The organism is Virgibacillus sp. 6R (genome assembly GCF_001895305.1).
In the GTDB taxonomy this organism is placed as follows: Bacteria; Bacillota; Bacilli; order Bacillales; family Amphibacillaceae; genus Virgibacillus; species Virgibacillus pantothenticus.
Window position 1 is genome coordinate 3,160,379 of the sequence record NZ_CP017762.1, and the last position, 15,798, is coordinate 3,176,176.

Genomic DNA, 15,798 nt, shown 5'->3' on the forward strand with positions numbered 1-15,798 from the left:
TGTGGCAAACAAGGTGTTTACCTGAGGAGTTTTGATAAACAGAAATCAAGTTTTTCTTTTTCAAGGACGCCTTTGATTATAACCTTTAATTTACTACTTTAAATGGATGAAGGAAAACCCCCACTGATTGAATTCACTTTATAGAGGGAGGGTAAAGAGAATGATAAAGAATAAAACAGGAACTATTTTTGACTTACAACGCTTTTCAGTTCATGATGGTCCTGGAATAAGGACGATTGTATTTTTTAAAGGATGTCCCTTAAGATGTGAATGGTGCTGTAACCCAGAGAGTCAACATTTTAATCGCCAATTAATGGTTCTTACTGAAAATTGCATTGATTGCAGACTATGTGAGCCCGTTTGTCCAGTAGGAGCTATTTCCTTTACACCTGGAGTAACCATTGATCGTGATAAATGCATAGATTGTGGGAAGTGTGCCAATGTATGTTTTAGCGGAGCTTTAACCATGACTGGGAAAGAAATGACCGTAGAGGAACTCATAAGAGAACTTAGAAAAGACGAAATACATTACCGCAAATCAAATGGAGGTATTACGTTATCTGGTGGAGAAGCATTGGCCCAGCCTGATTTCGCCGCGGAGTTATTACAAGCGTGTCAGCGAGAAGGGTGGCATACCGCGATTGAAACAGCTGCTTTTTCAAGTAAAGAGGCGTTAGAGAAAGTTCTTCCCCATCTTGATTTAGTGTTACTGGATATAAAACATGCAAATAGTGTGAAACACTATAAACATATTGGGCAACCGAATGATCTTATTCTAAAGAATGCACAAATAATTGCTAACTACCCTAATGTAGAATTATCCATTCGAGTTCCAGTAATCCCAAAATTTAATGATACACCTGAGGAAATAGCGGAGATTGCTATGATCGCAAAAAAATTAGGTGATATAAAGATGGTTCATTTACTTCCTTATCATGGTTATGGTGCGAATAAATACGCTTCTCTGGATAATGATTATAAGATGGAAAACATGGAGCCGCCATCAGATAAAAAAATGAACATATTAAAGGAATTGGTAGAAGGAATGGAACTGAGCTGTAAAATTGGCGGATAAATGAATGGACTGATTACTTCTAGGAGATGGGAAAAATGAAGAAAATAATGAATGGGAATCATGCCGCAGCCTATATTTCTTATGCTTTTACTGATGTAGCCGCTTTATTCCCAATAACCCCCTCTTCTCCTATGGCTGAACAAATAGAAAAATGGTCTGCAGAGAGGAAGAACAATATATTTCATTATCCTGTCCATACCATTTCTATGCAATCAGAAATTGGGGTTGCAGGGGCAATGCATGGGATGTTGAAATCAGGTGCACTGGCAACTGCCTATACTTGCTCCCAAGGATTATTATTAATGCTTCCTACCCTTTATAAATTAGTAGGGGAACTTTTGCCAGCAGTTATTCATGTCTCCTCCCGTTCTATCGCTACGAGCGCTTTAAGTATTTATGGAGACCATAGTGACGTAATGGCGGCAAGACAAACAGGAGTTGTAATGCTTGCTTCAGGTAATGTACAAGAAGTTGCATTATTTAGTACAGCCGCTCATCTAGCTGCAATAAAAGGAAGACTACCAATTCTTCATTTCTTTGACGGGTTTCAAACAAGCCATGAAATTAGAAAAATTGAAGTACCTAGCTATGACATATTATACAAATATGTAGATGATGAAATGCTAGATGCTTTTAGAAATAATAGCCTGTCCAATTTTGCTCCTAAAGTATATGGTGCTTCAGAAACACCAGATATCTTTTTTCAGCAACGTGAGGCTAGCAACATTATTCACCTGAACATGGAGTCTGTCATCAAGCAAATAATTCGCAAATTAAATCCGTTGTTTGGTACTCAATGTTCGCTTGTAGATTATAAAGGTGCAGAAAATGCTGAATATGTCATTATTGCTATGGGTTCTGTTCAGGAGACGATTAAGCAAGTAGTTTGTGAACAAAATGCATTAGGCAAAAAATATGGTTTGCTGGCAGTTCATCTTTATCGACCATTCCCTACGGATACCTTTTTAAACTTAATTCCCAAAAGTATACGAAAGATTGCAGTTTTAGATCGAACGAAAGAACCTGGGTCCACTGGAGAACCTTTACTTTTAGATGTACAGAGTGCTTGTAACAGTTTGGACATTCCGCCAAAAATAATTGGTGGGAGGTATGGCATAGGTTCAAAAGAAGTGACTCCCGATCAGATCCGTTCCATTTTTATCGAACTTGAAAAAAAACATCCTAAAAGAAGGTTTACTATCGGTATAGATGATAATGTGACAGGTCTATCTTTGGAAAGATATGGGGAGGAAGATTTGACCGATTGGAGAACTTTTCAGGCGAAAATATGGGGATTTGGTTCGGATGGCGCAGTAACTGGTGCAGGACATTTTATTGAAATAATTGGCGAGGAAACAGAAAAGGATGTTCAAGGACAATTCTATTATAGCCCAAGTAAAACGAGAAATATGACATTATCTCATCTACGTATAGCCGATGATAAGATCCAATCGTCCTATTTTGTGAAGAGAAGCAATATGGTAGTTTGCTATAAAGAGCAGTACTTGAAACAATATGATGTTCTAGACGGGCTACAGGAAGAGGGAACCTTTCTATTAAACACTTCTATGGGGGAAGAGGCAATAGATAAAAGGCTACCTCACCATGTGAAAAAATATTTGATAGAGCACAAGATAAACTTCTATATAATTAATGCCAACAGACTTGCACGTAAATATGAGTTAGGTCCCATCTTAAATACAATTATGATGACAGCGATGCTTGGTCTTACTAACTTTTTGGAATTTCAAAAAGCGAAGGAAACATATCAAGAAATTCTAGATAGAGGTAAGTTATCCAAGCACCCTGCTTATAAGAAGAACATGTATGCAGCGATGGGCGAATCTATTTATTGGATAAAAAAAGTAAAGTTGAAAGAAATGGGTGATGAAGTTCTGGAAGAGGATTCGGAGCCTATCCACGTAAAAAATTTATTTACAGAAAAAATTATTCACCCAATGAAAAATTTAAATGGAGCCAGCATTACAACAAAAGATATCATTGACTCAGGAATGATCGACGGAAGTCTGCCTTTAGGAACAAGTTGGAAACAACATCACGGTTATGCGGATAAAATTCCTGAATGGAACAGTGAGAGTTGTATACAATGCAACCTTTGTTCTGTTATTTGTCCTCATGCTACTATTCGTCCATTTGTTTTGAATGAAGAGGAGAACGCAAACAAACCAACTACAATGAGCACCTCTATTGAAAAAAAGAATAAAAACCAACACTTTAGAATTCAGGTAAACCCAAACTTTTGTACAGGATGCTCATTATGTGAATCCATATGTCCGGCCAAAAATAAAGCGATTAAAATGGTGGAGGCAAAGGAAAACCATGTCCAGCGTGAAGTGCAAAATTGGGATTTCATAATGTTTAGAAAAAATGACAGGAAAACAAATGCAAGACATACGGTTCATGAAAGCCAGTTCAGACAGCCATTGTTTGAGTTTGTAAATGCATGTGCTGGATGTGGCGAAACACCCTATATAAAACTGCTCACACAATTATTTGGTGAACGTTTATCTATTGCTAATGCAACAGGATGCTCTTCTATTTGGGGAGGATCGACACCATTTGTACCTTATACCCTAAATCAAGACAAGGAAGGACCAACATGGGCGAATTCCCTGTTTGAAAATAATGCCGCATTTGGAATGGGTATGCGAATTGGGAATCAGGTAATTAAAAACCAAGTAAAGATGTTAATAAAGAAAGAAACAGGGAACCCATTACAAATGGATCACGTAAAGGATATTTTCAATCAATGGTTGGTAGGTACTTCTGATAAACAAAAGCAGTTTGAGCTATCAAAAAAACTCATCTCTATCATAGATAAAGAAAGAGCGGACTCAGAGATATTGGAAAGTATTTATCAGAAAAGGCATTATGTAATCGAGAAATCCCAATGGCTCATTGGCGGTGATGGCTGGGCTTATGATATTGATTTTGCAGGCATTGATCATGTGCTGTCAAAAGGCGAAGATGTGAATATTTTGATTTTGGATAATGAAGGATATGCGAACACGGGTGGGCAAGCTTCTAAAGCTTCACCGAAAGGAGCTAATCTAAAGTTAGCATCAGGCGGCAAAAAGGAAGCAAAGAAAGACATTGGAATATTTGCCATGAACTATGAACATGTTTATGTTGCACAAGTATGTTTACCTGCAAATCCTCAGCAAACCATTCGAGCTCTAACGGAGGCGGAGGAGTTTCCAGGTCCATCCATTATTATAGCTTATAGTCCATGCATATTAAACGGCAACAAAGATAATATGCTGCTAGAAGGGAAAAAAGCAACAGAATGTGGCTACTGGCCATTGTATCGTTTTAATCCCAGCTTAATCTTACAAGGTGAAAACCCAATGAAGTTCGATTCAAAACAACCAAATTGGGGAGCCTTCCGTGGATTTCTTTTAACTCAAAAGCGGTTTGCAACAAGTGAAAATTTGAATGCTTATGAAGCTGACCAACTACTTCAAGAAAATGAAGCAGATGCGCGTAAAAGGTATAATCGCTATCAAATGATTCAAGAAATGTATAAGTGTGCTAAAAATTAATGTGAGAAGGTGAGCGGATGCGGGACGCACTAGGAATGATAGAAGTAAGGGGACTTGTTTCCTCCATAGAAGTTTCAGATGCGATGCTAAAAGCAGCTGATGTTCAATTAACAAAGTTAAACATCACCAGAGGAATTGGATGGATGATGATTGCTGTAAATGGAAAGATAGGAGCAGTTAATGCTGCGATAGAGGCAGGGGAAAAAGTTGCTGCTTTTAAAAATTCTCTTGTCTCTTCTAAAGTTATTCCAAGACCAATCGATGATATTTTTCAAAGTGCAGATCATGGAAATGAGCTGCTCAAAAATGTTTTTAACCAAAAAAAGGCATCACGTACCCGGAAAAAGGTTGTGAATAAAACTTCTGATCTTGAGGAATTAGCCAACGGGAATAAAAAACAATCCAAAAAGACGGAAGAGAAAGAAATAAATGATAGAAAAGAGGAAACGAAATCTAAATCGCCACAAAAAGCGGTCGAAGCTAACAATGATCTAAATAAAACGAAGCCCGTTAAATCGTCTAAACGAGTGAGTACAACTAGTAAGAGAACAACGACTACAAAATCAAACACGCGTACCCAGAAAAATAAAAGTGAAACAATAGGAGGAAAAGAAAATGAATGATGCTTTAGGAATGATAGAGACAAAAGGATTTATTGGAGCCATTGAAGCCGCAGATGCGATGGTTAAATCAGCTAATGTTCAAATTATCGGCTATAAACAAATTGGAGCGGGTTTGGTAACCGTTCTAGTAAGAGGGGATGTAGGAGCAGTAAAATCTGCTGTTGATGCAGGCATTATGGCTGCAAAAAATGTGGGAGAAGTAATTTCTACACATGTTATTCCAAGACCCCACTCCGACGTTGAAAAAATAATACCCATGACAAAGTAACGATTAGCGTAATGGCGTTATTTTTTGCTGAATTCTTTGAGGAGAAAAAGTATGAAGAAGAATGTGTACAGGACAAATACGATATTGAAACAGGTTAGCCAAATGGCTAATTGTTCTACAAATGTCATCATTGAAGATAACACAAAAATAAAAGTAGGAGTGGATCTAGGGACGTCATCAATTGTTTTAGTAGTAGTAGATGAAAGTAATCATCCAGTATTTGTTGCTTCTGAGGATGCGAGTGTTGTGGCAGATGGTCTAGTAGTTAATTTTATGGAAGCAATATCCATTGTAAAGCGCTTGAAGAATAAAGCAGAAAATCAGCTTCAAAGGCCGGTGACTTTGGCTGCAGGCGCTGTGCCACCTGGAACCGTTGGCAACAATAAAAAAATCATTGAAAATGTCATTCATGGTGCAGGTATGGAGGTTACGGAAATTTTCGATGAACCAACAGCTGCTGCAGCTGTTTTAAATATACAGGATGGAGCAGTGGTTGATATTGGAGGGGGTACTACCGGGATAAGTATATTCAACAATGGAAAAGTTGCATATTCGGGGGACGAAGCAACTGGTGGTACCCATATGACGTTAGTTTTAGCTGGACATTACGGGCTAACCTTAGAAGAAGGAGAAATATTAAAGAGAGATAGTACGAAATATGATGAGAATTTTTTAATTATGCAACCAGTGGCAGAGAAAATGGCAAGTATTACGAAAAAATTCCTTGATGATTATGGAAAAAAAGTTAAAACGATATATTTAGTTGGTGGGATGATGATGTATCCGCAGTTCACGAGGATATTTAAGGTTGTTACGCAGTTACAAGTTATTCAGCCTAACCACCCTAAATATGTTACCCCGTTAGGAATTGCACTTAAAAGTACGGCGTTTTAGGAGGGAAAATGATGCAAATTGGAAAAGTTGCAGGAAATGTAGTGTCTACCAAAAAAGTAGATAGTTTAACAGGATATAAATTAATGATTGTCGATTTGATTCGCATTCCTTCAAAAAAAGTTTATCAAGAGGTAATAGCAATTGATAAGGTGGGCGCCGGCAAGGGTGAATATGTCTTAGTGACACTCGGAAGTGCAGCGAGAAATATTACCAAAAGTTCAGATACAATCGTCGACGCTGCTATTGTAGGAATTATTGATACCTTTGATGAATAAAAGGGGTGAAAAAAAGTGGAAACATCCCAAATCACTTCTGAATCAGTAACAGAAGGGCATCCAGATAAATTATGTGATCAAATATCAGATCATATTTTGGATGAATACTTACGTCAAGATCCTGATTCAAGAGTTGCAATTGAGTGTATGATTTCTAAGAATTTGCTAGTTATTGCTGGAGAAGTAAAAAGTAAAGCGATCGTTTCAATTGAAGAAATAGCTAGAAATACGATAGTGTCTGTTGGTTATGATAATGCTGTAAAGGGGATGAATGGGCATCAGTGCATCATTGTTAAGAATATCAACGAGCAGTCTGCTGATATTAATCAAGGTGTCGATATAGAGTCCCGTTTTTGTAAGAAAATAGGAGCAGGGGATCAAGGGGTCATGTATGGATTTGCTTGTAATGAGACGGCTAGTTACTTACCTTTGACCGTTGATTTAGCCCATAAACTTGCAAAACGGTTAAGTGAAGTAAGAAAAAATGGTACTTTATCTTATTTGAACCCAGATGGAAAAACACAAGTAACTGTTGAATATGATGAATTTAATCGTCCTATAGGGATCAAAAATATTACTATATCTGCGCAACACAAGGATGGTGTAGACCAACATAAACTTATTGAGGATATCGTGCAAAATGTGATAAAGCCTGTTATTCCTAAAGGACTCTTAAAGCAGAGTACCAGTTTACTCATTAATCCAACAGGACGCTTTGTAATTGGCGGTCCTTTAGGTGATACAGGATTAACGGGCAGAAAGATTATGGTAGACACATATGGTGGAATTATTCCTCATGGAGGGGGCGCCTTTTCTGGAAAAGATGCTTCTAAAGTGGATAGGACAGGTGCCTACATGTGTCGCTACGTAGCTAAAAATATTGTAGCAGCAGGGTTAGCGGATCGTTGTAATATTTCCCTTACTTATACCATTGGAGTTGAAAACCCTACTTCTATTTATTTAAATACTTTCGATACGGAGAAAGTAAATAAGAAATTACTTTATGTAATGATCAAATATATATTTGATTTTTCTGTTAAAGGTATGATTGAGTCATTAAATTTGAAAGAGCCTATCTTCTCTAAGACTTCTGTATATGGGCATTTTAAAGACAATCATAACCTACCATGGGAAAGGGTAGATAAAGCAAATTCATTAAAAGCATATGTTTCTCAGCTTTATGAGAAGATCGGAAGTGCTTAAGAATTCAAAAGTAAAGTAATGGCTGATATTAGCAATGTTTATCGATTAAGTCGTATAAAACATTAACAAACTTTGCTTCCACTCAAAGAATCTCGTATATGCGTCATATATTTAGCGGCTTATTATTTTTTGGGATGGGAGTGGAACTAGCCCACATGTACTTTAGTGGGCTAGTTGAATATGAAATTAGCCAAATTGACGTGCAATAGTCAGTTTTAATTATTTCACTACTTTTGGGAGTTTTCGTTGACTGCTGATATATAAGGTTTTAAGGGATGCTTCCTTTAACATTCATTAGGGGATAATCCAAAATTTCACTTTCATTTATTTTAGCTCTAGTCTAATTGGGCAATGATCGCTTCCTAACACATCCGGGTCTACAGCTGCATGTAATAAACATTCCTTTAATCGGTTGGAAACAATAAAATAGTCAATCCGCCAGCCAATGTTTCTTTCGCGCACCGTTTTCATATACGACCACCATGTGTATAAGCCTTCTGTATGAGGATGAAAATAACGCAATGTATCGATAAATCCATTGTTTAGCAACCGAGTCATTTTTCCCCGCTCTTCTATTGTAAAACCGGAGTTACCATAATTAGTTTTGTAATTGCGAATATCAATTTCTTGATGGGCAACGTTTAAGTCTCCACAATAAATGACTGGCTTTTTCTTATCCAGTTCGACTAAGTAAGCATAGATTTGATCTTCCCATTGCAGACGGTAATCAAGCCGAGAGAGATCTCGCTTGGCATTGGGCGTATACACATTAACTAGATAAAAGTCTGCAAATTCTAAAGTGATAATTCGTCCTTCTTCTTCAGTAGCTGCTTCGCCAACCCCGTAGGAGACAGCCAATGGTTTATGTTTCGTGAAAATAGCTGTACCAGAATAGCCTTTTTTGACGGCATAGTTCCAATATTGATGGTAGCCTTCTAATGGTAAATGGAGTTGCCCTGCTTGCAATTTTATTTCTTGAAGGCAAAAAATGTCTGCATTTACTGTATTAAAATAATCAAGAAATCCTTTGCGAATACAGGCACGTAGACCGTTTACATTCCAAGATACGAGTTTCATAGATTAATTAGTTCCTTTCTTGCGGTTCTTTTTCTATTAGAAATGAATCCCAACAATCCAGCAGTTTGGATTCCCTTCATTTTACCTTCGTAATATTGGAGATTACACACTTTTGGTTTCTGCTCTTCTTTAAAAAAAGCAGCTAGTGTAGAAAATGTTAAATGAGGGGTCGATGTGTAGCATCCCTTCATTTTAGCATAGGTAAAGAATTTTCATTGCATGACGTGCCTAGCTGATATGTCTAAATATAGCATTTAAAAAAATAAGTTTTATGCAAGGGATGTATGGATTCACTTTTTGTTCAATTTTTACTGTGAAAGAAACCATTGACAAAGAAGTGTATGAAGCCTATAATACAGTTTGGGTAGTGTATTAAATGCTTCATACACTTGGGTTATTATTTTAAAGTGCTGTCTCTTGATATCAATTTGGATAATGGACGTTATTTCAACATATTTTTTTACGTGAGGTGTATTAAGTTATTGATACACACAAAGTTATATATAGGAGCTGTTGCTATGAAAATAAATTTTAATCGCAGGGAGCCTGTTTATGTGCAAGTGATTCGTTATTTTAAGCAGCAGATTGCGACGAACATGTTCGAACCAGGACAGGAAATCCCTTCCCGTCGAGAATTAGCGGGGGAAATAAAGATTAATCCGAATACGGTACAACGTGCGTATAAAGAAATGGAGGAACAGGGCTTGATTTATACGGAAGGAAATTTGCCTAGTAAAATAACGCGAGATGAGCAAGTGCTTAAAGCGGTACGTGAGGAACTTATCATGGATGCAGTAGACGAGTTTGTAGCAACGGTTCAATCTGTACATGTGCCGTTTGAGGAAATCGTAACGCTTTTACAAGAAAAATATGAGCAAGCAAGTGAGGATAAGGAGGAGGAGCAATGATTGAAGTCAAGGATATCACCAAAAAATTTGGCCGGAAACAGGTGTTAAAAGGAGTAACTTTTACAGCGGAAAAAGGGGAAATCACGTGTCTAATAGGTATTAACGGTGTTGGAAAAACAACCATATTGAATGCAATCATGGCTTTAACCCCGATCAAGACAGGAGAAATTTTAATTGATGGTGAAAAACTAAATCCCGCAACGTTTAATCATATTACGTTTATTCCTGATGCGATTACTGTTTTGCCACAAATGACAATTGAAGAATCCATGCAATTTATGAAAGACTATTACGCAACATGGAATGATGATCGTGCTCAAGAGTTATTATCGTTTTTTAAATTAAAGCCAGAAGAGAAAATTTCTAGCCTATCCAAAGGAAATACGGCGAAAGCCAACTTATTACTGGGGCTTGCCCTTGATGTGGACTATATTCTCATGGATGAACCTTTCTCAGGCATTGATATGTTTAGCAGGGAACAAATTGCCGATGTGTTTACAAGTCATTTAATTGAAGATCGTGGAGTTATTATTACGACCCATGAAATTGGTGATATTGAACATTTAATTGACAAAGTCGTTTTGCTTGATGACGGTGTTGTTAAAAGGCAATTTTATACCGAAGAAATCCGCGCAGCAGAAGGTAAGTCGGTCATTGATGTAATGAGAGAGGAGTACAAGTCATGAAAAGCTATTTGCGATTAACGGAATTTGAATTAGGTAGATTTTTTAAATTTTATTTCGTGCTAATCGGTTTAACGATTGTTACCCAATTAATTGGTGTTGTCGCTGTTTCGAAGCAATATATGAATGAAGCAAATGAAGCCATTTTCCAAGAGGGAATGTCAAAACAGGACTTTATAGAACAGTCAGAACCTATAAGCTTGCTTGATTGGGCGAACTCGATTTGGTTTTTAGGACCGATTGCGTTTTGCATTGCTACATTACTCATATATATGTTTCTGATTTGGTATCGCGATTGGTTAGGGGAAAATACATTTATTTACCGTTTATTGATGTTACCAACTCAAAGAATTAATCTGTTTTTTGCTAAGGCAACTGCCATTTTTGCTATGGTACTCGGTTTGGTCGCTTTACAAGTGTTGCTTATATTTATAGCAGGAATTGTGCTGGAATGGATGGTTCCAAATGAATTTATGTCAGCGATGAGTGTCACTGATCTAAGCATAAACTTTCCATATTTACATACGATATTGCCAGCTACGTTTACTGAATTTGTTCTATACTATAGTACTGGTTTGATGGCTGTTTTTGTCTTCTTTACGGCGATTCTTATTGAGCGTAGTTATCGTTGGAAAGGCTTGATATTTGCAATCGGATATGTAGCGCTAGCAACGGTATTTTTTATGTCGCCATTTATTGTAAGTATGATATCGGAAGAAGTGTCTTTATATCCACTTGAGTGGCTCACGGTTCAAATCATTTTAGGCTTGATTGTAATGGTAGGTTCAGTAGTAGTAAGTAATTACTTATTGGCTAAGAAAATTACGGTGTAAGGAGGAAGTGCTGTGGAACGATACTGGAAATTGATTTTTATTTCATGTTTGCTTGTGTTCGGAATTGGATTTTTTTACTTGCATGATACATTTGCAGAGAAAGAGGTTCCAAAATATACATGGGAAAAACAAGCAGGAAATGATGAGGCGTTAGAAGATGTGTTGGTAGAGGGTTATGCACAAGGTAAAAACTTTTTTGCTGAAGGAATACAACTGGCTGGTGAAGATAGAATTTATGCAAGCCAACTTTCCTTTTTGGAGAGGCTAAGCGGGGTGATGGACAACCCGAAAATCAAGCAATTGCAACAGGAATATCGCGGTTTTATGCGTGGGAAAACAGAGAATACTGAAAACTATTTTGAGAATGAGAACATTCTTGCATACGCAAATGTGAAATCGGAATGGGATAGCAGCGAATTTAAAGAAGGGAACTTTGAATTAGAAGTGGAGGCATTGTATAAAAATGAAGATAAAACCACTTCCTTTTCTATCAAACTTCCGAATCAAGATAACTATGTATATATGGCTGTAGAAGATGTGATTACTATAAATGACAAGCTTTACGTCGTTACCCAAAATGACATATATGAAGGGGAAGATGAAGAGTATACCGAATTGCATCTATATACATTAAATCTTAAGGAAGAAAAATTAATTAGCGAAGCAAAACTATTTTCAAACAAGGGGGGAGATAATTCGGAAAATGAAGGGGGATACTTATTACAAGACCTTGACCAGCTTCGTGCGAGTAAATATATTGCTATTGGGGCCACAAAAGTAGTCGATGATGTACCAATGGAGGATATTTGTTTGTTTGATTTGGAAACACGGGAAAAATTACCAGTCGATGTTCCAAAAGAACTGCTGGAACAAGAAGTAATCGCACATATGGACGCTAAAAAGCTATACTTTATTCATGAACAGGAAGGGAAGATAGAAATAACTCCTTACCAATTTGCCAAACAAAAAGCGGAGGAACCATTTGAAATTCCGATATCAGAATCCATTAATTCATCTATGACGAAATATACAAAGATTATTAATGACAAGCTATATATTTTATATGATATGAATGGTGAAATGAATGAAAAAAATAGGTTGCCGTTAATGTACGTGATTGATTTAAAAGCAAAAAAAGTATTTTATCAAGGTGAGTTAAAGGCAGACAACAAGGAAGCAGAAAACAAAATTTTTAGTGTCTATATGATGTATGAAAATGAAAAATAAGCAGTCCCAACAAAGGAACAATGCTTAGTAGCAGAAGTTCTTTCTTGTTAGTGCGGCTCGACGTCGGGGGATAAATGTTTTACACATAGTAGTGGTTGGCGCTTTAATTAGCTCCAACCACATGACTATAAATCTGATCTAATTTTTCGTGGAATAAATCCATATGCACAATTCTGGCTTCACGTAAATACTCCTTGCCATCTACGAAAAGCAGCAGTACCGGGACGGTGAACACGGAAAAGCGCCCAGCGATTTCTTCGACCTGATCCGCCTTTATATGTGCTGTAGCAATTTTAGGATATTTTTTCATCAGTTCTTCGACTTGTGGGAATAACCCATGGCATACACTGCAGGCTTCACGGGAAATATATAGGAAAGCAAGCTTATTTTGTTCAATAAATGTTTCTATGTCACCTAAGTTTGATAACATAGTAAAATGTTTTTCTGTCATGTGTTTTTCCCTCCTGAATTTAGCATACCATAGGTAGTTATCATATACTTGGAAAAGAGCTTATGGATCATTATTATACTTACTCTTTTTTGTGACTCTTCGCTATGTAGTGTTGAAAAAGCAGGTTAATTAATCATGATATCCTTGTTTGCTGTCCGTATGGTCTTATATCTAAGTGATGGTCGACAAGCAAACGAAGAAAAACTATAGTTATAGCTCAACAACCAAATCTAATTTGTCACTGTTGCATTAATCACAGCAATAAAATAAATCGCAGTACGATATAGGGAGAGGGGGATCCCCCCATCCTCCACCAGTTCACCTATGTTATTTTGGGGTGTCTTTAATAAGCAGTATGAGTAAGTTCTTCTGCATTCTAGTCAAGGGTTAATCTATAAACATGTCACGCTTACCCATTCACGGGTGAAGCAAAAAAATAACAAAAACGTATATGAATAGGGAAGCAATGACTTTCTCATTACTAAATAACATTTCCAAAATACGAAGAGGGCCTTCAAGGGAATCCAGATCCAACTGGAAATTCCTCTAAGATGTGTCCGTAAACATATTATACGGGGAGAAACAGTATGAAAAAAGTTTGGATAGCGTTTTTAACAGTAGGATTGATCTTAATAAACATAGCAATATTATTAACTTATCAACAGAAAGAAGTTGCTACTTATTTCAAATCTAATGAAAATAATTTTAACATCACAATAGGTGACTGGTCAAAATCTGTCCCTCCTAAACAACTATTAACAGAGTTGGATACATTCGCAAAAGAAAATCAATTCAACATCTATAAAAAAGTGATGTATGGAGGAGAAACAACTCAACAAAACCTAAAAATATATGCATCTATACATAATAAGGAATTATTTCATAAGGAATTCAATATACCTAACCAGATTCAATTAAATCGAAAAGTGTCCCTAGGATCCGACAAAGAAATAGCGCTTTTTAATAAAAATTTTACCATTAATTTGTACCCTATCGAGGAAGCTAACGAAGAGAATATCCGCGGCTTTTATACATTTCAAATGAATAATCCAAAGGATATAAACCTCATAAAAAATAAACTTACAGACCTGGGATTTAACTACAGCCTTGTAAAAATGACAAACTTTTTGGATATGATAGTCTCAAATCCTTCATATATAGCATTAACCATCTTACTCAGTGTATATATCCTTTTATTTTTATTAGTAACGCTCTATGAAATTTTTATGCGCTATAATGAAATTGCCGTATACAAACTTCACGGCTATCGTTCAGCAAATATCGTTCAAACATTACTATTAGAGAAATTGAGACAATTCTTTTTAATAACTGCCATACTGGGGATCATCGGTATCATTGCTATATATTTCTACAACGATTTTAAGGGATTACAGGGGTTCTTTTTATATTGGCTCGTTGTCTATTCCATTTTTTCCGTGATGTTAATCATCATTTATTTATGTTCGTTATTTGTTATCCGTGAAGTGAATATTCCAGCTATGATAAAACATAAACGGCCATTAAAAAGGATCACCATTCTAAATATGGCTTCCAAAGTTTTTTATGCAATTATTGTTACAACATTGTTATTCAATTTATTGGAAACCTACGATCAGTTAAAACAGAAACTAGGCGTATTGGATGAGTGGGATGTGTTAAAGAACTACTCCATTTTAGATTACCTCGAACATTCATCAGATGATCCAAACAAAAGACAGCAAATAGAGACTGAACTAGGAGAAAAATCAAGGGAGCTATTTCGCCTTTTAAATCATGACAGTTTAGTGATTGAACCTAGCCAAGGTTATATTGATAATAATGCACAACCTAATAGTTTAGACCCATATGAAGGTAATGGCATGGTTGTGAATGAAACCTATGTTAAAAGATTTATAAAACCTATAAACAAACCAATTCCAACAACAAATGGCACGACCTTACAGTTATATGTACCAGAAAAGTATAAAGATTCGGAAGATGAAATTAAAAAAATTTATCTGGACTGGTTTAGAGGTCAAAAATATATGGATGCATTAGTAGCCGGTGAACTAACAGAAACGGAATATAATCAAAAGAAATTAGATATCCACATTACGTATATAGCTAGTGATAAAAAGTATTTCCTGTTTAATTATGGAGACTCTTATCAAGTAGATTATGCCGTTGATCCTGTCTTTGCCATGATAACAGCAGATACATTAGGTCCTTCTGCTTATTTAAGCATAATGAGTAGTAGATTATTTGTACGTACAGATAACCCGAATAAGCCATACACAGAACTGTTACCGAAAATAAAAAAAAGTAAGTTAGAAAGTAGTATTTTAGCTACACCAAATGTTTATACAGAGGTTGCTTATGAAATTTCCTCTGTAAAGACGGCGTTTATCGTTAATATAATTATGTTGATTTCTATTTTCATCGTCTCCATCATTATTTTAGCGTTTATTACCGTTAATTACCTGGAAAGAAATAAACTATTTATCGCAGTCAAGACTATTCATGGTTATACTACTTGGGATAAACATAAAAAATTCTTCTTATTTAACTTCCTATCTTGGTTTGCTATATTAAGCACCTTCGCTTTACTCTCGGAGAAAGTAAGTATGCTATTTTTTGTAATTATCATGGCATTTATATGTATCGAGCTCGCTTTAATTAGGATGCTAATAAGAGTTTATGAAAATAAAAATACCGTATTAATAGTAAAAGGAGAGTAAC

The 15,798-nt window shown here is 36.2% G+C and carries 15 protein-coding genes; 12 read left to right on the forward strand and 3 right to left on the reverse strand.

What is annotated here, in order from left to right:
- Positions 1-160: 160 nt before the first annotated feature.
- The 7 genes from BKP57_RS14455 to metK are packed head-to-tail and all read left to right on the forward strand — an operon-like array spanning position 161 to position 7,901.
- Positions 161-1,075: a glycyl-radical enzyme activating protein gene (locus tag BKP57_RS14455; RefSeq protein WP_072741806.1), complete on the forward strand. Its 915-nt coding sequence runs from the start codon at positions 161-163 to the stop codon at positions 1,073-1,075.
- A gap of 35 nt (positions 1,076-1,110) precedes the next feature.
- Positions 1,111-4,638 (forward strand): pyruvate:ferredoxin (flavodoxin) oxidoreductase, encoded by a 3,528-nt coding sequence (nifJ, locus tag BKP57_RS14460; protein WP_072741807.1) that lies wholly within the window; start codon positions 1,111-1,113, stop codon positions 4,636-4,638.
- A gap of 35 nt (positions 4,639-4,673) precedes the next feature.
- Positions 4,674-5,261 (forward strand): BMC domain-containing protein, encoded by a 588-nt coding sequence (locus BKP57_RS14465; protein ID WP_198034996.1) that lies wholly within the window; start codon positions 4,674-4,676, stop codon positions 5,259-5,261.
- Positions 5,254-5,529 (forward strand): BMC domain-containing protein, encoded by a 276-nt coding sequence (locus tag BKP57_RS14470; RefSeq protein WP_050351402.1) that lies wholly within the window; start codon positions 5,254-5,256, stop codon positions 5,527-5,529. The genes BKP57_RS14465 and BKP57_RS14470 overlap by 8 nt, the downstream gene beginning before the upstream one ends.
- 51 nt (positions 5,530-5,580) lie before the next feature.
- Positions 5,581-6,423, forward strand: a complete 843-nt coding sequence (gene eutJ / locus BKP57_RS14475; RefSeq protein ID WP_072741808.1) for an ethanolamine utilization protein EutJ — start codon at positions 5,581-5,583, stop codon at positions 6,421-6,423.
- Between the two features lie 11 nt (positions 6,424-6,434).
- Positions 6,435-6,698, forward strand: a complete 264-nt coding sequence (locus tag BKP57_RS14480) for a EutN/CcmL family microcompartment protein (RefSeq protein ID WP_050351401.1) — start codon at positions 6,435-6,437, stop codon at positions 6,696-6,698.
- Positions 6,699-6,713: 15 nt separating this feature from the next.
- Positions 6,714-7,901, forward strand: a complete 1,188-nt coding sequence (gene metK, locus BKP57_RS14485; protein WP_072741809.1) for a methionine adenosyltransferase — start codon at positions 6,714-6,716, stop codon at positions 7,899-7,901.
- Positions 7,902-8,225: 324 nt separating this feature from the next.
- Here metK and BKP57_RS14490 read toward each other — a convergent pair whose 3' ends face one another.
- Both BKP57_RS14490 and BKP57_RS22525 read right to left on the reverse strand, forming a co-directional pair.
- Positions 8,226-8,978, reverse strand: coding sequence for an exodeoxyribonuclease III (locus BKP57_RS14490; protein WP_072741810.1), 753 nt, complete (start codon positions 8,976-8,978; stop codon positions 8,226-8,228).
- The gene (locus tag BKP57_RS22525; RefSeq protein ID WP_198034997.1) at positions 8,975-9,169 is read right to left on the reverse strand and encodes a hypothetical protein; all 195 of its coding nucleotides are present in this window, start codon (positions 9,167-9,169) and stop codon (positions 8,975-8,977) included. Before BKP57_RS22525 ends, BKP57_RS14490 begins: the two co-directional genes overlap by 4 nt.
- 327 nt (positions 9,170-9,496) lie before the next feature.
- Here BKP57_RS22525 and BKP57_RS14495 point away from each other — a divergent pair, with 327 nt between their 5' ends.
- From BKP57_RS14495 to BKP57_RS14510, 4 genes are read left to right on the forward strand one after another with little or no spacing between them, the layout of a single operon-like run.
- Positions 9,497-9,886 carry a GntR family transcriptional regulator gene (locus BKP57_RS14495; RefSeq protein WP_050351398.1) on the forward strand — a complete coding sequence of 130 codons (390 nt, stop codon included), beginning with the start codon at positions 9,497-9,499 and terminating at the stop codon, positions 9,884-9,886.
- Complete coding sequence (locus BKP57_RS14500; RefSeq protein WP_050351397.1) at positions 9,883-10,572, forward strand: ATP-binding cassette domain-containing protein; 690 nt, start codon at positions 9,883-9,885, stop codon at positions 10,570-10,572. Before BKP57_RS14495 ends, BKP57_RS14500 begins: the two co-directional genes overlap by 4 nt.
- Positions 10,569-11,402, forward strand: coding sequence for a hypothetical protein (locus tag BKP57_RS14505; RefSeq protein WP_050351396.1), 834 nt, complete (start codon positions 10,569-10,571; stop codon positions 11,400-11,402). Before BKP57_RS14500 ends, BKP57_RS14505 begins: the two co-directional genes overlap by 4 nt.
- 12 nt (positions 11,403-11,414) lie before the next feature.
- Positions 11,415-12,629, forward strand: coding sequence for a hypothetical protein (locus tag BKP57_RS14510; protein WP_072741811.1), 1,215 nt, complete (start codon positions 11,415-11,417; stop codon positions 12,627-12,629).
- Positions 12,630-12,732: 103 nt separating this feature from the next.
- Here BKP57_RS14510 and BKP57_RS14515 read toward each other — a convergent pair whose 3' ends face one another.
- Positions 12,733-13,080, reverse strand: a complete 348-nt coding sequence (locus BKP57_RS14515; RefSeq protein ID WP_050351394.1) for a thioredoxin family protein — start codon at positions 13,078-13,080, stop codon at positions 12,733-12,735.
- Positions 13,081-13,667: 587 nt separating this feature from the next.
- Between BKP57_RS14515 and BKP57_RS14520 the strand changes: the two genes are divergently transcribed.
- Positions 13,668-15,797 (forward strand): DUF1430 domain-containing protein, encoded by a 2,130-nt coding sequence (locus BKP57_RS14520; protein ID WP_072741812.1) that lies wholly within the window; start codon positions 13,668-13,670, stop codon positions 15,795-15,797.
- Position 15,798 lies beyond the last annotated feature (1 nt).